A 17,748-nucleotide genomic window follows, 5' to 3' on the forward strand; every position below is an offset into this window, starting at 1 on the left:
CTCACTGCAGGCCGACGGGGGCGGGATGCGAAGTGGCCGAGGAGGAAGAACCTCTTTTTGGCAATACACATTCCCGGTTTCCGGAAATTTCCGGTAAACCGATCGTCGCAGGCTTAAATCCCCGTCGTCACCCGGCGCGGGGCTGGTCGGCGAACCACCGTTCGCGGTCCCTAGACTCGGGGTCATGACATCCCCAGCCGTCGAGATCGTCGACCTCGTGAAGCGGTACGGCGGCACCGCCGCGATCGACGGCCTCACGCTGAGCGCCGCCCGCGAGGCGGTCACGGCCATCCTCGGCCCCAACGGCGCGGGCAAGACCTCGACGGTGGAGATCTGTGAGGGGTTCCGCACCGCCGACGGCGGCACGGTGCGGGTGCTCGGGCTGCCGCCCGCCGCGGCCGAGCTGCGCCCCCGGGTGGGCATCATGCCGCAGTCGGGCGGCGTGCCGCCCGCCGCCCGGTGCGGCGAGTGGCTGCGGCTGGTCGCGCGGTTCCACGCCCGGCCGCTGGACCCGTCCGCCCTCCTGTCCAGGCTGGGGCTGTCGGACCACGTACGGACCCCGTTCCGCCGTCTGTCGGGCGGGCAGCAGCAGCGGCTGTCGCTGGCCGCGGCCGTGATCGGCCGGCCGGAGCTGGTGTTCCTCGACGAGCCCACGGCCGGGCTCGACCCGCAGGCTCGGCACGCCTGCTGGGAGCTGGTGGGCGAGCTGCGCGCCGCCGGGGTGTCGGTGGTGCTGACGACCCACCACATGGACGAGGCCGAGCGGCTGGCCGACCACGTGGTGATCATCGACAGGGGGCGGGTGGTGGCCGAGGGCAGCCCGTCGTCCCTGACCGGGGCCGAGCGGCAGCTGCGCTTCCGCGCCCGCCCTGGGCTGACGCTGGAGGAGCTGCTCAACGCGCTGCCGGTCGGCAGCGCGGCCAAGGAGTCGCCGTCCGGCCACTACATCGTCGAGGGCCAGGTCGACCCCGAGCTGCTGGCCACCGTGACCGCGTGGTGCGCGGCGGAGGGCGTGACGGCCGACGACCTGCGCATCGAGCGGCGCACCCTGGAGGACGTGTTCCTGGAGCTGACGGGCAGGGAGCTGCGGTGACGACACCCACACTCGACTTCACGCCGGCCCCGGGGGCGGCGCCGTTCCCGCGCATGGTGCTGGCGCAGGCCGGAGCCGAGGTCCGCGGCATGCTGCGCAACGGCGAGCAGCTCCTGCTCACCATGATCATTCCGGTGCTGCTGCTGGTCGGCTTCTCGCTGGCGCCGCTGATCGACGTGGGCGGCGGACGCCGGGTCGACTTCCTGGCCCCGGGCGTGCTGGCGCTGGCGGTGATGTCCACGGCGTTCACCGGGCAGGCGATCGCGACCGGGTTCGAGCGGCGCTACGGGGTGCTCAAGCGGCTGGGCGCGACCCCGCTGTCCAGGGGCGGGCTGATGCTGGCCAAGACGGCGGCGGTGCTCGTGGTGGAGGCCGTCCAGGTGGTGGTGCTGGTCGCGGTGGCGCTGGCGCTCGGCTGGAGCCCGCAGGGCTCGCCGGTGACCTCCGTGCTGGCCGGCGGGGCGCTGGTGCTGCTCGGCACCGCCGCCTTCAGCGGGCTCGGGCTGCTCATGGCCGGGCTGCTGCGGGCCGAGGCGACGCTGGCCGCGGCCAACCTGGTCTACCTGCTGCTGCTGGCGGCGGGCGGGGTGGTGTTCCCGCTGGACAAGTTCCCCGCCGCGGTGCGTCCGGTGCTGGAGCTGCTGCCGATCTCGGCGCTGACCGGCGGCCTGCGCACGGTCCTCACCGGTGGCGCGCTGCCGCTGGCGGCGCTGGCCGTGCTCGCGGTGTGGGCCGTCGTCTCGCTCGGGCTGGCCGCGCGCACCTTCCGCTGGGAGTGATCATTCGGGGCGCGGCGCGCCCTCTTCCGGGGCGCGTGAACCGTACCGTCTGCGGCTGATCGCGGCGACCGCCGTCAGCGGCGCGGTGACGGCCGCGGCCAGGCCGAACAGCAGCCCGTACGAGCCGCGCCCGGCGAGCGGGCCGGCCGCCCACGAGGAGACGGCGCTGCCCATGAACAGGCAGGAGGCGAAGAACGCCACCGTCGTGCCGCGCGCCCGCGGCGCCACGGACGTCGCCCAGGTCTGCAGCGACGAGTGCATGAACGACCAGCCGCCGCCGAGCAGCAGCGCGGTGACCGCGACCGTGGCCAGGTTCGCCTGGACGGCGACGATCACGAAGCCGGCGCACATCTGCGTCCCGCCGGTCAGGATGAGCACCCATACCGGCCACCCTCCCGCCAGCCGCTTGACCACCTGCGAGAACAGGTAGACGCCCGCCCCGTAGCCGGCCGCGGCCAGCCCGGCGGGCCCGGTGGCGACGCCCTGGTGCTGCAGCGCCGTGGCCAGGAACGTCAGCATGCCGAGCAGCACCGCGCCCTCGACGAACGCCAGCGCGAACACCAGCAGCGCCCACGGGCGGCGCAGCACCTCGCCGACGTGCCGGCCCAGCCCGCCGACCTCGGCGCGCGGCGGCTCCGGCAGCCATCGCAGCGCGACGGCGCAGGCCAGCGCGCACGCGGCGGGCACGCTGAACGCCGCCCGCCAGCCGGCCAGGTCGCCCAGCACGCCGCCGAGGCCGGTGGCCAGCGCGGTGCCCAGCGCCATCAGCCCCATCAGGTCGGACAGGGCGCGCTGCCGTAACGAGACCTCGACCGTGTCTCCCACGTACGTCAGCGACGTGGGGATCACCGCGCCGAAGCAGGCGCCGGCCGCGATTCTGGCGGCGATCAGCGCGGGCAGCGCCGGCATGGCCGCCGAGGCCAGGCCCGCCAGCCCGGCCCCGAGCAGCGCCAGCCGCATCACCCGGACCCGCCCGAACCGGTCCGACAACAACCCCCACACCGGCTGCGAGACCCCGTAGGCGAGGTAGTAGCCGCTGGCCACGGCCACCGCGGTGGCCAGCGGGACCTCCAGCTCGGCCGCGATCAGGACCAGCAGCGGCGTCACCACCAGGCGGTCGAAGCTGCTGACGAACGAGGCGGCGGCGAGGGCGAGGGGCGGGCGGGTGCGGCTGACGGTGGGGGCTGAGGCGCTCATGTGCTCCGCGTCCGGGGTCGGGGGTTCTGGATCAGTAAAACACTCCCTTTGTCAGGAATGTTCTGGCAGGTCGCTACGCTTCTCCCCGAAGTGCCCGAGGTAAGGAGCTCAGTGACCGCCTTCGCCCTTGACAACCCGCTCGACCGCGGCGGTCTGCCGCGGCCGGGTAACCTGCTGCGCACCGCCGCCGACTCCATCCCGCCGTCCGGGCTGGTGCTGCTGGCGATCTTCTCGGTGCAGCTCGGGGCGGGGTTCGCCAAGCAACTGTTCGCCGCGCTGCCGCCGAGCGCGGTGGTGTTCCTGCGCATCGCCCTGGGCGCGCTGGTCATCGGCGCGCTGGCCCGGCCGAGACTGCGCGGCCTGCGGGGTCGTGACTGGGCGGTCGGGATCGGGTTCGGCGTGACGCTGGCGCTGATGAACCTGACCTTCTACGAGGCGCTGTCGCGGCTGCCGATGGGCGTCGCGGTCGCCGTCGAGTTCCTCGGCCCGCTGGGCGTGGCGGTGGCCGCCTCCCGGCGCCGTCTGGACCTGCTGTGGGTGGGGCTGGCCGGGGCCGGGGTCGTGCTGCTCGCGCCCTGGGGCGAGACGGGGTCGGCGAGCTGGGTCGGGATCGGGTTCGCGCTGGCGGCGGGGATCTGCTGGGCGGCCTACATCCTGCTGTCCGCGGCGGCGGGCAGCAGGTTCCCCGGCGCCACCGGGCTGGCGTTCGCGATGATCGTGTCGGCCGTGGTGATCGCGCCGGTGGGCGTGGTCAGCGGCGGGGCCGACCTGCTCCGGCCCGAACTGCTGCTGATCGGGCTGGGCGTGGGGCTGCTGTCGTCGGTGATCCCGTACTCGCTGGAGCTGCAGGCGCTGCGCCGGATGCCCAAGCACGTGTTCGGCATCCTGATGAGCGTGGAGCCCGCCGCGGCGGCACTGGTCGGCGTGCTGGTGCTCGGCGAGCTGCTGCACGCGCAGCAGTGGGTGGCCGTGCTGTGCATCGTCGCGGCCAGCCTCGGCACCACCAGGACGACGCGGAAGGGTTAGCCCTCGCGGGCCGCCCAGATGCCTCTGACGTGCTGGATGTGCTCGCTCATGATGTGTTCGGCGGCCCGCTCGTCGCCGTTCTCCAGCGCGTCGAGCAGCGCCAGGTGCTCGCGGGCGGAGTCGGCCAGCATGCCGCGCTCGGCCAGCTGCGACAGGCCGTAGAGCCGGGCCCGGGTGCGCAGGTCCTTGACCACCTCGACCAGGTGGCCGTTGCCCGAAAGGCCGAGCAGCTCCAGGTGGAAGCGCAGGTCGGCGTTGACGTAGGCGAGCAGGTCGCCCCGCTCGGCGGCGGCGAGGATCTCCTCGGCGGCCGGGCGCAGCCGCCGGAAGTCGGGGGCCCGGCCCGCGTCGGCCATCCTGGCGACCGTCGGCACCTCGATGAGCTCGCGCAGCTGGGTCAGCTCGTCGAGGTCGCGCTCGGACAGCTCGGTCACCCGGAAGCCCTTGTTGCGTACGGCCTCGACCAGGCCCGCCTTGGCCAGGTCGAGCATGGCCTCGCGGACCGGGGTGGCCGAGACGCCGAACTGGGCGGCCAGCACCGGCGCCGAGTAGACCACGCCGGGGCGCATCTCCCCGGTGATCAGTGCCGCCCTGAGCGCCTGCGCCACCTGCTCGCGCAAGCTCTGCCGCTCCCCCACCATCGGCAGGTCGAGCCGGTCCTCGGCAGCCATCCGCCCTTCCCTTCCCTAGGTCTCCCTGTTCCAGGCCTCGTACGCGGCGGCCGCGACCACCAGGTCCTGCCATGCCATGCCGGTGCCCTTGAACACCCGCGGCCCGGCCCCGGCCGCCACCCGGCCGGCGATCAGGTCGGCCAGGTTCCCGGCGAGATGGCGGGTGGTGATCGTACCGTGGCCGATCGGGATGACGACATCGCCCGCCTCGGCCAGGGCCGCGGAACGGGCCTCCACGACCACCGTGGCCCGGGCGACGAGACCGCCGTCGAGCTCGCGCGCGGCGGGCTCGTGCGAGCCGATGGCGACCACCGTCGCGCCGTCGCGGACGAGCCCGCCGTCGAACAGCGGCTCCCTGGCGGTGGTGCAGCAGACGATCAGGTCGGCCCCGGCGACGGCCTCCGCGGACCGGTCCCCGGTGCGGGCGTCCGCCTCGAGTCCGAGCCCGGCGCAGCGGGCCGCGAAGGCGTCCGTACGGGCCGGGTCGCGGCCGACGACGGTGACCCGGCGCAGTGGGCGGACCTCGCGCAGCGCGAGGACGTGCCCCCATGCCTGCGGGCCGGTGCCGAACAGCACCAGGTCGCCGGCGTCCGGGCCGGCCAGGTGGCTGACCGCCAGGGCGGAGACGGCAGGGGTGCGCAGGGAGGTGAGCGCGATCCCGTCCATGGCCGCCAGCGGGGCCAGGGTCTCGCCGTCGTACAGCAGGTAGGCGCCCTGGATCCGGGGCAGCCCGCGGGCGGGGTTGCCGGGCGCGACGGTGGCCGCCTTCACGCCGGCGTAGCGCCCGAAGGCGGCGGGCATCAGCAGGAGCTGCCCGGCGGGCAGCTCGACGACGGGCCGCCGGGGCGTCTCCTCCGGGTCCAGCCCGGCCCGCAGCGCCTCCTCCAGCAGCCGTACGGCGCGCGCGGCGGGCACCAGCCGGGCCACGGCGGCGGCGTCGAGGTAGGGCAGCCCGGTCATCGCAGCGTGAACCCGGTGCCGAGGGGGTCGTCGGGGTCGAGCTCGAAGGCGTGCCGGCCGGTCCGGTAGGCCATGCCCTCGATCTCGGGGATCACCCCGGCCTCGACGACCCCGGCCACCCGGCCCAGGAACGTGGTGCCGACGACGCTCTCGTGCGCGAGCGTGCCGCGCAGCCCGTCCTCGTGCAGCAGCGCCAGCCGGGCCGCGGTGCCGGACCCGCACGGCGACCGGTCGACCTCCCCGTCGGCGAACACGGTCACGTTGCGCTGGCGCGCGTGCCCGGGCTCGGCGTCCAGCTCGTCGTGGAAGATGACCCCGTACACGCCGGACAGCCGGTCGTCGCCGGGGTGCCGGGTCGCCGGGTGACCCGCCAGGGCGGCCTTGACGCGCCGCCCCCAGGCGATCAGCTCGGTCAGGTGCTCCGGCCCCACTTTCAGCCCTACGGCCGCGGCCGGCAGCGAGGCGTAGATCGCTCCGCCGTACGCGAGGTCGACGCGGACGCCGGCGGCCTCGACGCCGCGCGCGATCACGTACGAGGGGACGTTGACGAAGGTGACGCCGGTGACGCGGCCGCCCGCGCAGCGCACCCGCGCCGTGACGCGGCCGGACGGCACGTCGATGACCACGTCCGTCACGCCGTCGGGGTCGGCCGCCACCAGGCCCTCGCGCACCGCGTGCACGCCGAGCGCGATCGTGCCGTGGCCGCACGCGGTGGAGTAGCCGTCCTTGTGCCAGAACAGCACGCCGAGGTGCGCGCCCGGGTCGTCGGGAGGGACGAGGAAGCAGCCGTACATGTCGGCGTGGCCGCGCGGCTCGTGGCAGAGCAGCCTGCGGATGTGGTCGGCGGGCAGGGCGTTGGCGCGGCGTTCCAGGACGGTGGCGCCGGGGATGACGGGGACGCCGCCGGTGACGATCCGGAACGGCTCGCCGGCCGTGTGGTAGTCGACGGTCGTGACAGTCGTGACGGGCGGCGTGCTCACAGCTCGAAACCCTCCGGGAACGGGTCGCGCGGGTCCAGGAAGTACTGGGCGGTGCCGGTGATCCAGGCGCGGCCGGTGATCGACGGCACCACGGCGGGCCTGCCGCCGACGGTGGTGTCCTCCAGGAGCCTGCCCACGAACCGGGTGCCGATGAACGACTCGTTGACGAAGTCGCGGCCGATCGGCAGCTCGCCGCGGGCGTGCAGCTGGGCCATCCGGGCGCTGGTGCCGGTGCCGCACGGCGAGCGGTCGAACCAGCCGGGGTGGATGGCCATGGCGTGCCGTGAGTGGTGGGCGTCGGAGCCTGGGGCGGCGAAGTAGACGTGGTGGCAGCCGCGGATGCGGTCGTCCTCGGGGTGCACCGGCTCGTCGGCGGCGTTGATCGCCTCCATGGTGGCCAGCCCGGCGGCCAGGATCTCGTTGCCGGCCTTGCGGTCGAACGGCAGCCCGTAGGCGTCGAGGTCCACGACGGCGTAGAAGTTGCCGCCGTACGCCAGGTCGTAGCGGATCTCCCCGTACCCGGGCACGGTCACCGCGGCGTCGAGCCGGTCGGCGTAGGAGGGGACGTTCCGCAGCGTCACGGACATGGCCATGCCGTCCTCGACGGCCACGTCCACCACCACCAGCCCGGCCGGGACCTCCAGGCGGACGGTGGTGACGGGCTCGGTGACCTCCACCATGCCGGTCTCGACGAGCACGGTGGCCACCCCGATGGTGCCGTGGCCGCACATCGGCAGCAGGCCGGACACCTCGATGAACAGCACCCCCCAGTCGGCGTCGGGCCGGGTGGGCGGCTGCAGGATGGCGCCGCTCATCGCGGCGTGCCCGCGCGGCTCGTTCATCAGCAGCTTGCGGATGTGGTCGAGGTGGTCGCGGAAGTGGATCCGCCGCTCGGCCATGGTGGCGCCGGGCACGGTGCCGACGCCGCCGGTGATGACCCGGGTGGGCATGCCCTCGGTGTGGGAGTCGACGGCGTGGAAGACCCGCCTGGTCCTCATCGCAGGCCCTCCGCGAGCGCCTTCTCGGTGGCGGCGCGCACGGCGGCGGCCTGGTCCTCGGTGAGCGGCTGCCGGGGCGGGCGGCACGGGCCGCCGCGGCGTCCGGCGAGGTCCATGGAGAGCTTGATGGCCTGGACGAACTCGGTCTTGGAGTCCCAGCGCAGCAGCGGGTGGAGCTTCTTGTAGAGCGGGAGCGCGGTCTCCAGGTCGTGGGCCAGGGCCGCCCGGTAGAGGGCGACGTTGGAGACCGGCAGCGCGTTGGGGTAGCCCGCGACCCAGCCGACGGCTCCGGCCAGCGCCAGCTCCAGCAGCACGTCGTCGGAGCCGATGAGCAGGTCGAGGCCGGGGGCCAGCTCGGCGAGCTCGTAGGCGCGCCGCGGGTCGCCGGTGAACTCCTTGACCGCCACGATCAGCCCCTCCTCGTGCAGCCTGGCCAGCAGGGCCGGGGTCAGGTCGACCTTGGTGTCGTAGGGGTTGTTGTACGCGACCACGGGCACCCCGGCACCGGCCACCTCACGATAGTGCGCGAAGACGGCTGATTCGTCCGCCCGGTAGGCGTTCGGCGGGAGCAGGAGCACCGATCCGCAGCCCAGTTCCGCCGCCTTCTCGGCCCAGCGCCGCGACTCGGCCGCGCCGTACGCGCCCGCGCCCGCCATGACCCGGTCGCCGCCGACCGCTTCGACCGCGGTCTCCAGGACCTTGGCGCGCTCGCCGGGGGTGAGCGTCTGGTACTCGCCGAGCGAGCCGTTGGGCACGACGCCGTCGCAGCCGTTCTCGACCAGCCAGCGGCAGTGCGCGGCGTAGCCGTCGTAGTCGACGGACAGGTCGTCGCGCAGCGGGAGCGCGGTGGCGACCATGACGCCGTGCCAGGGCTTGGTGCGTTCAGTCATGGGGTTCCTCCAGGGTGAGTTCGGCGAGAGCGGCCAGGGGGACGGGCTGGGCGACGGGGCGGCGGGGCGCGGCCTGCCCGCCGCCGGTGAGGCAGGCGACGGGGTAGCCGCAGATCCGTCCCTGGCACCAGCCCATGCCGGCCCGGGACAGCAGCTTGGCGGAGCGGGCGTCGGTGGCCCCGAGCTCGCGGGCCTCGCGGATCCGCGCCAGCGGCACCTCCTCGCACCGGCACACGAGGGTGTCGTCCCGCAGCCATCCCTGCCATCCGTCCTTGACGGGGTAGGCGGCGAGCAGGGCGGCGGCGAACGCGCGCAGCCTGGCCCGCCGCCGCAGCAGGATCCCGGGCGCCCCGGGGAGGCCCGTGTGGTCGGCCGCGACGGACAGGCCCGCGACGCGGCCTTCGATCTCGGACAGCTCCCGGCCGCCGACGCCCGTGGGCTCGCCGGCGGCCCAGACGCCGGGGACCGTGGTGCGCTGGGCGGCGTCGACGGAGAGCACGGGGGTGCCGTCGGCGTCCGGGCGGGTGGCGCAGCCGAGCTGGACGCCCAGCTCGATCTGGGGGACGAACCCGTAGCCGGTGGCGAGCGTGTCGCAGGGGATCCGGCGGGTGTCCAGCACGTTCCAGTCGCGGTCCAGGCGGGCCACGGTGACGGCGGTCAGCTCCCGGTCGCCGTGGGCGGCCACCACCGCGTGCCGGGTCCGGTACGGGATGCGGCGCCGGGCGAGCGCGGCCAGGTAGCCGGCCGCCTCGCCGGCCTTGCCGAGCGCGAGCAGGGGGTGGCGGGCCAGACCGAGCCCGCCGCCGGCCTCGTACACGCCCGGCACCTTCGCCCCGGCCGCGGCCAGGCCGGCCGCGACGGGCAGCAGGAACGGCCCGGTCCCGGCCACCACGACCCGGCTGCCCGCGACCACGCCGTACCCCTTGAGCAGCGCCTGCGCCCCACCGGCGGTGAGCACGCCGGGCAGGTCCCAGCCGGGGAACGGCAGCGGGCGGTCGTGCGCCCCGGTGGCGATCAGCAGCCTCCGGCACCGGACGGCGGCCCCGCCGACGCAGTGCACGGTGAAGGCGTCGCCGTCGCGGGTGACGGCCCACACCTGGTGGCCGAGCCGGATCGTGGCACGTTCCCGCAGCGCCGCCGCCTGCCGGGCGAAGCGTTCGAAGCCGGGGGTTGCGGGCTCGCCGGGCGCGTCCCGGTGCCGGAAGTACTGGCCCCCGAGCCGTGCGCCGGAGTCGACGAGCGCCACCCGCAGGCCGCGCAGCGCCGCGGACAGCGCCCCGGCCACTCCGGCGGGCCCGCCGCCGACGACGGCGAGATCGTACGGAGCGGTCACGACGTCGTCACCTCGTCCCCCGGGCGGGCCTCGGCGAGGCAGGCGCGTTCGACCGGCTCGCCGTTGACGCTGATCAGGCAGTCGAAGCAGACCCCGATCCCGCAGAAGAGCCCGCGCGGGCGGCCGCCGAAGCGGGTGGTGCGCCAGGCGCGGATGCCCGCCGCGTGCAGGGCCGCCCCGATGGTCTGGCCGGGCAGCGCCGGCACGGGACGGCCGTCGACGGTGATCTCGAAGGTCATGCGTGCTCCCCGAAGCGGTCGGGACGGAACGGGTGCGGGTCCAGGTCGGGCCGCTGCCCGGTGAGCACCTGGGCGAGCAGGTGCCCGGTGGCGGGCGCCAGGCCGATGCCGGCCCCCTCGTGGCCGCAGGCGTGGTGGAGTCCGGGCGCGCGCGGGTCGGCGCCGATCACGGGCAGGTGGTCCGGGCAGTACGGGCGGAAGCCGCAGTAGGACCGGATGGCGCGGACCGCGCCGAGTGCCGGGAACAGCGCCACGGCCTGCGCCGCGAGCCGTGACAGCACCGGCAGGGACGTGGTCCGGTCGAACCCGACCCGTTCCCTGCTGGCGCCGATGAGCACGGTGCCGGCGGGGGTGCCCTCGACGACGGCCGAGGTCTCCAGCGCGGCCGAGTCGCTGGCGACGTTGGTGACGTAGGCGGCCGTGTAGACCTTGTGCCGGATGAGCGGCTCGGGCAGCGGCTCGGTGACCAGGATGAACCCGCGCCTGGGCAGCACCGGGAGCCGCACGCCGGCCAGCGCGGCCAGCTCGCCGCCCCAGGTGCCGGCGGCGTTGACCACGGCCCCGGCCAGCAGGTCGCCCTCGCTGGTGCGCACGCCGGTGACGCGGTCGCCCGCGCGGGTGAAGCCGGTGACGGTGACGCCGAGCCGCACCTTCAGCGCGCCCCCGCCGAAGCTGTCGGCGCCGTGCCTGAGCAGCCGGGCGGCGGCCAGCATGGGCTGCACCTGCGCGTCCTGCGGGTAGTGGACGCCACCGGCCAGCCCGTCGGCGAGGTGGGGCTCCAGCGCGCGCAGGCCGCCGGCGGGGACGACCTCGTGCGGCAGTCCCTGCTTGGCGGCCAGGTCCACCAGGTGTTCCTGGATCTCCGGTGTCTCGGCGACGACCAGCCCGCCCTTGGGCTCGTACTCGAAACCGCCGCCCGTCTCGGCCAGCTCCCGCCACAGGCGGTTGGAGAGCACGGCGAGGTCCAGCTCGGGGCCGGGTTCCTTGTCGGAGACGAGCACGTTGCCCTCGCCCGCCCCGGTGGTGCCGCCGGCCACGGGGCCGCGGTCGAGAACGGTGACGTCGAGCCCGGCGCGGGCGGCGTAGTAGGCGCACGCGGCGCCGACGACCCCGGCGCCGACGACGATCACGTCCGGCATCACCACCTCCCGCTCAGTAATATGTCACATACGCCGAGGGTTGAAAAGGCGGTGAAAGGACCGCCCCACCCGGCCCGTACCATCGATGACGTGAAGGTACCCACCGACCACCCCTCTCCTTTCGTGCGGCGCCTGCTGTCGTTCTGGGCCCCGACCCCCGCCGCCATGCGGGCCTGGGCGCTGGCCTCCGTCGTGGTCAACGCCGGCATCACGGTCAGCGGCGCGGTGGTCCGCGTCACCGGCTCCGGCCTGGGCTGTCCCACCTGGCCGCGGTGCACCCCGGAGAGCTTCGTCCCGGTCGCGCATCCCGAGATCGACCCGCTCAACATGGCGATCGAGTTCGGCAACCGGCTGGTGACGTTCCTGGTCCTGGTGGTGGGCTTCGCCTGCGTGGTCGCGGCGATGCGGCTGTCGCCGCGGCGCCCGTCGCTGGTGCGGCTGGCGTGGCTGCAGCCCGTGGGCATCGCGGCCCAGGCGCTGTGGGGCGGCGTGGTGGTCAGCTCGATGCTCAACCCGTTCACGGTGAGCATGCACTTCCTGCTGTCGATCGGCCTGACCGCCTTCTGCTGGATGCTCTACGTCCGCGCCGGCGAGGGCGACGGGCCCGTCCGCCCGGTGACCCACGGCGCGATCCGGCGGCTCGGTCACGTCCTGCTGGCGGCGGTGTTCGTGCTGGTGGTCATGGGCGTGGTGGTGACCGGCACCGGACCGCACTCGGGTGACGTGCTGGCCTCGCGGTTCGGCTTCGACATCGAGACCGTGGCGCGGCTGCACGCCGACGCCGCCTACCTGGTGGTCGGGCTGACGTTCGCGCTGCTGTTCGCGCTGTACGTGACCGGCGCGCCGCGGGCGGCCCGGCGGGCGGCGCTGGCGCTGCTGGTGGTGGAGCTGCTGCAGGGCGTGGTCGGCTACGTCCAGTACTTCCTGGGCGTGCCCGCCGCGCTGGTGACGCTGCACGTGCTGGGCTCGACCCTGGTGTGGATCGGCGCGCTGCGGGTGGTCAGCTCGCTGCGCACGCGCGGCCCGCTGGCCGAGCCTGCCGCCCCGGCTCCCGCGGGGACGCCCGCGTCCGTGTGACGCGCGGCCCCGCTCCCCCGCCGGACCGGCCTCCCGCGACGCAACCGGTCTGCCAGTCTTTGGGGTGATAAGTCCGCCACTCCCCCACGGACCGGAGGCCCCGTTTGTTAGCGTTCGTCCGCCCCTCTCGGAAGACCCTGCGGCGCGCGTACCAAGCCGTGGTGCTGGTCAGCGTGCTCGCCCTGGCGCCGACGACCTGGGCCTGGCTCGCCAGCGACCCGCACCGGACGGTGGCCGGCGACGCCGGCTGGCCGGACCGGGTGCCGCCGGCGCAGGCCGCGCTGGTGCTCGGCGCGGGACTGTACGGCGACCGGCCGTCCCCCATGCTGGCCCGCAGGCTCGACCTCGCCGCCGACCTGTGGCATGCCGGACGGGTACGGGCGCTGCTGCTGTCCGGTGACAACAGCCGCAAGGAGTACGACGAGCCGACGGCCATGCGCGACTACCTGCTGGCCGCCGGCGTGCCCGGCGAGGTGATGGTGCTGGACTACGCCGGGTTCGACACGTGGGACTCGTGCGTGCGCGCTCGTCAGGTGTTCGGGGCCGAGCGGGTGACCGTGGTGACGCAGGACTTCCACCTGCCCAGGGCGGTGACGCTGTGCCGGACGGCCGGGCTGGAGGCGTTCGGGGTGGGCGACGACGCGGCCAGTGTCTGGGGCGTCACCGCCTACGCGCTGGCCGCCCGCGAGATGCCGGCCACGGTCAAGGCGTTCGCCGACGCGCTGGTGCTGCGCTCGGACCCGGTCTTCCCCGGGCCGCGGGAGACCTCGCTGCTCACCATCCTGACTCAGCCCGGCGCGTAACCGGCCGTGCCGATCTGCGCGGGCGGCTCGGGGAACTCGGCGCGGGCGCTGCTCATGCACTCCAGCAGGGCCCGCTGCTCCTCGTGGAAGGTCTGCTCGTCGACCATCCGCCGTGCGGCGCGCTCGTGCAGCAGGCCCAGCTCGGTGGCGGCGAGCTGGTAGTCGCTCATCGCCCGCAGCCCCTTCTTGCCGCCGTACATGCGCGCCCACTGCCGGGCGTGCCTGCGCCGGGGCAGCGTCACGAGCATGTGGATGTCCTCGGCGGTCACCAGCTTGGTCGGCTCGTACGGGGGGAGGTAGCGCTGGATGAGGGCCACGATGCGGCGCCGGTCGCGGATGACCACGCCGATCAGCACCACCAGCACCGCCATCAGCACCAGGTAGGCGACGGCCAGGCCGGGGAAGCCGCCGTAGGAGACGAGCCCGTTCCACAGGCCGTGCAGGATCATCGCGCCCGACCAGCCGGCCAGGATGGAGAAGGTCCGCTGGGGCCCCTCGCGCTGGGCCGCGAAGGCGACCGCGACCCCGATCATCGAGGTGAACAACGGGTGCGCGAACGGCGACAGGATGCCCCGCAGCACGACGGTGACGGCCAGCCCGACACCGCCGGCCTCGGAGTTGAGCGCGGCCAGGTAGTAGCTGACGTTCTCGCTCATGGCGAAGCCGAGGCCGACCATGCTGGCGTAGATGATGCCGTCGGTGAGCCCGTCGAGCTCGAACCTGCGGAACCGGAGCAGCCCGAGCAGCACCAGCCCCTTCATCGTCTCCTCGACGACGGGGGCGCCGAAGGTGGCCGCGATGTTGCGGGCGCTGGCCTCCGACAGGTTGACGGTGTCCATGATGTAGTGCAGGTTGAGCGAGTTGACCACGCCCGCGACCAGCACGGCCACGCCCGCTCCCCACGCGAAGGCGAAGACGAGGTTGCTGCGCGGCTCCGGCTCCATCCGGTCGAGCGCGAGCACGGCGGCCAGCAGCAGCGGCACCGGCGCGAGGGCCAGGGTGAGCGCGATGAAGAACTGGACGGGTTCGCCGTTGAGCACGTCGAAGGAGAACGACACGAGCGTGCAGATGCCGGTGAGGACAAGCCCGATGATCAACGCTGAAGACGGGCGGTCCTTGAACACCCAGCGTGGATCATGGGACGGCATACGGTGACTGTAACCGATCAGGAAGGCGATGTCCTTCCTGGCATCATACGCCCACCGGCCCCGGCGGTCAGGCCAGGAGCGGGTCGATGGCGACGGCCAGGAACAGCAGCGCCAGGTAGGCGTTGGACCAATGGAAGAAGCGCATCGGGCGCAGCGCCACCCCGGTCTTGCCGGCGTTGAGCCGGGTCAGCAGGGCGTGCACCTCCCACAGGCACAGCGCACCCAGCACGGCCGCGACGGCCGGGTAGAACAGCGTGGTGCCGGCGACCGGCCACAGGGCCAGCGAGCACAGCACGGTCGCCCAGGTGTAGGCGATCGACTCCATGATCACCCGGCGCTCGGTGGCGACCACGGGCAGCATCGGCACCTCGGCCGCCGCGTAGTCCTCCTTGTAGCGCATGGCGAGGGTCCAGGTGTGCGGCGGCGTCCAGAAGAACACCACGCCGAACAGCACCAGCGGCGCCCAGTCGAGCCGCTCGGTGATGCCCGCCCAGCCGATCAGCACCGGCATGCAGCCCGCGATGCCGCCCCACACGATGTTCTGCGCGGTGCGCCGCTTGAGGAGCAACGAGTAGACGAACACGTAGTAGAGGATCGCGGCGGTCGACAGCGCGGCCGCGAGCCAGTTGGTCGTCAGCCACAGCCCCGCGGTGGACAGCACGCCCAGCACGATGCCGAAGATCAGCGCGGCGCGCGGCGACACCTGGTGCCTGGCCAGCGGGCGGCGCCGGGTGCGGCGCATCTTCTGGTCGATGTCGCGGTCGATGTAGCAGTTGAGCGCGTTGGCGCTGCCGGCCGACAGCGTGCCGAACACCATGACCGACACCGCGGTCCACAACGGCGGCAGGCCCCCGGCCGCCAGGAACATCACCGGGAGCGTCGAGATCAGCAGGAGCTCGATGACGCGCGGCTTGGTGAGGGCGACGTAGGCCATGACGACCTCGCCGATCGACCGGGGCGCGGGGTGCGCCACCGCGGCCTGCCGGTGGTCGGGGGCGTCGTGCGGCCTGCTCGCCTGCCTGTTCGTCAGCACCGTCAAGGCGCTTCCAGCACGTGCGGAGTCAACGCGTAACCTCGGATTAGAGCGGATTCGTACGGGCAGCCGTGGCGTCCCTGGGAACAAACAAACTGTAGTCGCAGGGGCGGGCGGTCCGGCCAATGGGGGGCGTGCGCTTGCTCGGGACACGGTCGGGTGGATCGAGTGGATATGGAATCGACGTCCGTCGCCTCTCGGTTAGGGTCCCGTGTGGGCGGGATTTGCCAACCGGCACCATCATCAGACAACTAGATTCCGGAGATCGAGCTTGAGCACCGAACTCGTGCCAGCCCTTGAGTGGACCGACCTCGACAGGCAGGCTGTCGACGTCGTCCGAGCGCTGGCGATGGACGCAGTGGAGAAGGCGGGTTCGGGACACCCCGGCACCGCGATGAGCCTGGCCCCCGCCGCCTACCTGCTCTTCCAGCGTGAGATGCGGCACGACCCGACGGATCCCCAGTGGATCGGCCGTGACCGCTTCGTCCTGTCCGCCGGTCACACCAGCCTGACGCTGTACATCCAGCTCTACCTGTCGGGCTACGGGCTCACCCTGGACGACCTGCGGCGGCTGCGCCAGTGGGACAGCCTCACGCCCGGCCACCCGGAGCACGGCCACACGGCCGGCGTCGAGACCACCACGGGCCCGCTGGGCCAGGGCCTGGGCAACGCGGTGGGCATGGCGATGGCGGCCCGCCGCGAGCGCGGCCTGTTCGACCCGGACACCGAGCCGGGCCGGTCGCCGTTCGACCACCACATCTGGTGCATCGTCAGCGACGGCGACATCGAGGAGGGCATCAGCCACGAGGCCAGCTCCCTCGCCGGCCACCAGAAGCTGGGCAACCTCATCGTCATCTACGACGACAACGAGATCTCCATCGAGGACGACACGCTCATCGCCAAGTCCGAGGACGTGGTCAAGCGCTACGAGGCCTACGGCTGGCACACCCTGAGCGTCGACTGGACCGAGACCGGCGACTACACCGAGGACGTCCAGGCGCTGCACGAGGCGCTGCAGGCGGCCAAGGCCGAGACCGACCGGCCGTCGTTCATCCGGCTGCGCACGATCATCGGCTGGCCCGCGCCCAACAAGCAGAACACCGGCAAGATCCACGGCTCGGCGCTCGGCGCCGAGGAGGTCGCGGCCACCAAGCAGGTGCTCGGCATGGACCCGGCCAAGACCTTCGACGTGCCGGCCGAGGTGCTGGAGCACGCCCGCCAGGCGGCCACCAGGGGCCATGCGGAGCACGCCGAGTGGGAGCGTGACTACCTGCGCTGGCGTGAGGCCAACCCGGAGCGGGCGGCCGAGTTCGACCGCATCTCCCACCGCGAGCTGCCCGCCGGCTGGGCGAGCGCGCTGCCGTCGTTCGAGATCGGCGGCTCGATGGCCACCCGCAAGGCCTCCGGCGAGGTGCTGAGCGCGCTGGCGCCGGTGCTGCCCGAGCTGTGGGGCGGCTCGGCCGACCTGGCCGAGTCCAACAACACCACGATGAAGGGCGAGCCGTCCTTCATCCCCGAGGAGTTCCAGACCAAGGACTTCCCCGGCAACCGCTACGGCCGCACGCTCCACTTCGGCATCCGCGAGCACGCCATGGGCGCCATTCTCAACGGCATCGCACTGCACGGCGGCACGCGCCCGTACGGCGGCACGTTCCTGGTGTTCTCCGACTACATGCGCCCGTCGGTGCGGCTGGCCGCGCTGATGAAGCTGCCGGTCACGTACGTGTGGACGCACGACTCCATCGGCCTGGGCGAGGACGGCCCGACCCACCAGCCGGTCGAGCACCTGTGGGCGCTGCGCGCCATCCCCGGCCTGGACGTGGTGCGCCCGGCCGACGCCAACGAGACCGCGGCGTCCTGGAAGACGGTGCTGGAGCACACCGACCGTCCGGCGGCGCTCGCGCTGACCCGGCAGAACCTGCCCACCTTGGAGGGCACCAGCGCCGACGGCGTGGCCCGCGGCGGCTACGTCCTGCGCGAGGCCTCCGACGGTCAGCCCAAGGTCATCCTCATCGCCACCGGCAGCGAGGTGGAGATCGCGGTCCAGGGCCGGGAGCTGCTGGAGTCGCAGGGTCTTCCGACACGAGTCGTGTCGATGCCGTGTGTCGAGTGGTTCAAGGGGCAGGACTCCGCATACAGGCAGACCGTCCTGCCGTCGTCGATCCGCGCTCGGGTCGCCGTCGAGGCGGGAATCGCCCTCGGCTGGCACGAGTTCATCGGAGAGTGCGGTGAGGTCGTCAGCCTCGAACACTTCGGCGCCTCCGCGCCGTACAAGACGTTGTACGAGCAGTTCGGGCTGACGGCGGAGCGCGTGGCCGCGGCGGCCAGGGCGTCCCTGGCCAAGCTGGGGCAGGACAAGGGCGAGACGACGGGAAACTGATA

The 17,748-nt window shown here is 73.7% G+C and carries 17 protein-coding genes; 6 read left to right on the plus strand and 11 right to left on the minus strand.

Annotation, left to right across the window (positions count from 1 at the left end; genetic code table 11):
- Positions 1-184: 184 nt before the first annotated feature.
- Together ACGFI7_RS27215 and ACGFI7_RS27220 are read left to right on the plus strand one after the other, a co-directional pair.
- On the plus strand, positions 185-1,093 hold the full coding sequence (locus tag ACGFI7_RS27215; protein WP_393409456.1) for an ABC transporter ATP-binding protein: 909 nt from the start codon (positions 185-187) through the stop codon (positions 1,091-1,093).
- Between the two features lie 53 nt (positions 1,094-1,146).
- The gene (locus ACGFI7_RS27220; protein WP_393409575.1) at positions 1,147-1,872 is read left to right on the plus strand and encodes an ABC transporter permease; all 726 of its coding nucleotides are present in this window, start codon (positions 1,147-1,149) and stop codon (positions 1,870-1,872) included.
- Here the strand turns inward: ACGFI7_RS27220 and ACGFI7_RS27225 are convergent, their stop codons facing one another.
- Complete coding sequence (locus ACGFI7_RS27225; RefSeq protein WP_393409457.1) at positions 1,873-3,069, minus strand: MFS transporter; 1,197 nt, start codon at positions 3,067-3,069, stop codon at positions 1,873-1,875. It lies immediately after the preceding gene.
- 111 nt (positions 3,070-3,180) lie between these two features.
- Here ACGFI7_RS27225 and ACGFI7_RS27230 point away from each other — a divergent pair, with 111 nt between their 5' ends.
- Entirely contained in the window at positions 3,181-4,095 is a 915-nt protein-coding gene (locus ACGFI7_RS27230; protein WP_393409458.1) for a DMT family transporter, read from the plus strand.
- Here ACGFI7_RS27230 and ACGFI7_RS27235 read toward each other — a convergent pair.
- Genes ACGFI7_RS27235 through ACGFI7_RS27270 form a run of 8 tightly spaced genes read right to left on the minus strand, consistent with a single transcriptional unit; the run spans position 4,092 to position 11,305 of the window.
- Positions 4,092-4,766 carry a GntR family transcriptional regulator gene (locus ACGFI7_RS27235; RefSeq protein ID WP_393409459.1) on the minus strand — a complete coding sequence of 225 codons (675 nt, stop codon included), beginning with the start codon at positions 4,764-4,766 and terminating at the stop codon, positions 4,092-4,094. The two genes, ACGFI7_RS27230 and ACGFI7_RS27235, sit on opposite strands and share 4 nt — an antisense overlap.
- A 15-nt stretch (positions 4,767-4,781) precedes the next feature.
- Positions 4,782-5,726, minus strand: a complete 945-nt coding sequence (locus ACGFI7_RS27240; protein ID WP_393409460.1) for an ornithine cyclodeaminase family protein — start codon at positions 5,724-5,726, stop codon at positions 4,782-4,784.
- Positions 5,723-6,706 (minus strand): proline racemase family protein, encoded by a 984-nt coding sequence (locus tag ACGFI7_RS27245; RefSeq protein WP_393409461.1) that lies wholly within the window; start codon positions 6,704-6,706, stop codon positions 5,723-5,725. The genes ACGFI7_RS27240 and ACGFI7_RS27245 overlap by 4 nt, the downstream gene beginning before the upstream one ends.
- Complete coding sequence (locus ACGFI7_RS27250; RefSeq protein WP_393409462.1) at positions 6,703-7,704, minus strand: proline racemase family protein; 1,002 nt, start codon at positions 7,702-7,704, stop codon at positions 6,703-6,705. The genes ACGFI7_RS27245 and ACGFI7_RS27250 overlap by 4 nt, the downstream gene beginning before the upstream one ends.
- On the minus strand, positions 7,701-8,594 hold the full coding sequence (locus ACGFI7_RS27255) for a dihydrodipicolinate synthase family protein (RefSeq protein WP_393409464.1): 894 nt from the start codon (positions 8,592-8,594) through the stop codon (positions 7,701-7,703). Before ACGFI7_RS27255 ends, ACGFI7_RS27250 begins: the two co-directional genes overlap by 4 nt.
- A complete protein-coding gene (locus tag ACGFI7_RS27260) occupies positions 8,587-9,927 on the minus strand; it encodes an FAD-dependent oxidoreductase (protein WP_393409465.1) in 1,341 nt (446 codons plus the stop codon). The genes ACGFI7_RS27255 and ACGFI7_RS27260 overlap by 8 nt, the downstream gene beginning before the upstream one ends.
- On the minus strand, positions 9,924-10,166 hold the full coding sequence (locus tag ACGFI7_RS27265; RefSeq protein ID WP_393409466.1) for a (2Fe-2S)-binding protein: 243 nt from the start codon (positions 10,164-10,166) through the stop codon (positions 9,924-9,926). Before ACGFI7_RS27265 ends, ACGFI7_RS27260 begins: the two co-directional genes overlap by 4 nt.
- A complete protein-coding gene (locus ACGFI7_RS27270; RefSeq protein ID WP_393409467.1) occupies positions 10,163-11,305 on the minus strand; it encodes an NAD(P)/FAD-dependent oxidoreductase in 1,143 nt (380 codons plus the stop codon). Before ACGFI7_RS27270 ends, ACGFI7_RS27265 begins: the two co-directional genes overlap by 4 nt.
- A 90-nt stretch (positions 11,306-11,395) precedes the next feature.
- Here ACGFI7_RS27270 and ACGFI7_RS27275 point away from each other — a divergent pair, with 90 nt between their 5' ends.
- Both ACGFI7_RS27275 and ACGFI7_RS27280 read left to right on the plus strand, forming a co-directional pair.
- Complete coding sequence (locus ACGFI7_RS27275; RefSeq protein WP_393409468.1) at positions 11,396-12,382, plus strand: heme A synthase; 987 nt, start codon at positions 11,396-11,398, stop codon at positions 12,380-12,382.
- A 104-nt stretch (positions 12,383-12,486) separates the two neighbouring features.
- A complete protein-coding gene (locus ACGFI7_RS27280; RefSeq protein WP_393409470.1) occupies positions 12,487-13,185 on the plus strand; it encodes a vancomycin high temperature exclusion protein in 699 nt (232 codons plus the stop codon).
- Here ACGFI7_RS27280 and ACGFI7_RS27285 read toward each other — a convergent pair.
- Both ACGFI7_RS27285 and ACGFI7_RS27290 read right to left on the minus strand, forming a co-directional pair.
- Positions 13,170-14,333 carry a PrsW family intramembrane metalloprotease gene (locus ACGFI7_RS27285; protein WP_393409471.1) on the minus strand — a complete coding sequence of 388 codons (1,164 nt, stop codon included), beginning with the start codon at positions 14,331-14,333 and terminating at the stop codon, positions 13,170-13,172. The genes ACGFI7_RS27280 and ACGFI7_RS27285 overlap by 16 nt on opposite strands.
- Positions 14,334-14,400: 67 nt before the next feature.
- Entirely contained in the window at positions 14,401-15,372 is a 972-nt protein-coding gene (locus ACGFI7_RS27290) for a heme o synthase (protein WP_393409472.1), read from the minus strand.
- A gap of 343 nt (positions 15,373-15,715) precedes the next feature.
- Between ACGFI7_RS27290 and tkt the strand changes: the two genes are divergently transcribed.
- Positions 15,716-17,746 carry a transketolase gene (gene tkt / locus ACGFI7_RS27295; protein WP_393409576.1) on the plus strand — a complete coding sequence of 677 codons (2,031 nt, stop codon included), beginning with the start codon at positions 15,716-15,718 and terminating at the stop codon, positions 17,744-17,746.
- The last annotated feature ends 2 nt before the right edge of the window (positions 17,747-17,748 follow it).

It is taken from the genome of Nonomuraea sp. NPDC048826 (assembly GCF_043198225.1).
In the GTDB taxonomy this organism is placed as follows: Bacteria; Actinomycetota; Actinomycetes; order Streptosporangiales; family Streptosporangiaceae; genus Nonomuraea.

Bases quoted from the DNA above. Each gene is read 5' to 3' on its own strand.
- ACGFI7_RS27215 (WP_393409456.1), top strand. From the start codon at position 185: ATGACATCCCCAGCCGTCGAGATCGTCGACCTCGTGAAGCGGTACGGC.
- ACGFI7_RS27220 (WP_393409575.1), top strand. From the start codon at position 1,147: ATGGTGCTGGCGCAGGCCGGAGCCGAGGTCCGCGGCATGCTGCGCAAC.
- ACGFI7_RS27225 (WP_393409457.1), bottom strand. From the start codon at position 3,069: ATGAGCGCCTCAGCCCCCACCGTCAGCCGCACCCGCCCGCCCCTCGCC.
- ACGFI7_RS27235 (WP_393409459.1), bottom strand. From the start codon at position 4,766: ATGGCTGCCGAGGACCGGCTCGACCTGCCGATGGTGGGGGAGCGGCAG.
- ACGFI7_RS27240 (WP_393409460.1), bottom strand. From the start codon at position 5,726: ATGACCGGGCTGCCCTACCTCGACGCCGCCGCCGTGGCCCGGCTGGTG.
- ACGFI7_RS27250 (WP_393409462.1), bottom strand. From the start codon at position 7,704: ATGAGGACCAGGCGGGTCTTCCACGCCGTCGACTCCCACACCGAGGGC.
- ACGFI7_RS27255 (WP_393409464.1), bottom strand. From the start codon at position 8,594: ATGACTGAACGCACCAAGCCCTGGCACGGCGTCATGGTCGCCACCGCG.
- ACGFI7_RS27265 (WP_393409466.1), bottom strand. From the start codon at position 10,166: ATGACCTTCGAGATCACCGTCGACGGCCGTCCCGTGCCGGCGCTGCCC.
- ACGFI7_RS27270 (WP_393409467.1), bottom strand. From the start codon at position 11,305: ATGCCGGACGTGATCGTCGTCGGCGCCGGGGTCGTCGGCGCCGCGTGC.
- ACGFI7_RS27285 (WP_393409471.1), bottom strand. From the start codon at position 14,333: ATGCCGTCCCATGATCCACGCTGGGTGTTCAAGGACCGCCCGTCTTCA.
- tkt (WP_393409576.1), top strand. From the start codon at position 15,716: ATGGACGCAGTGGAGAAGGCGGGTTCGGGACACCCCGGCACCGCGATG.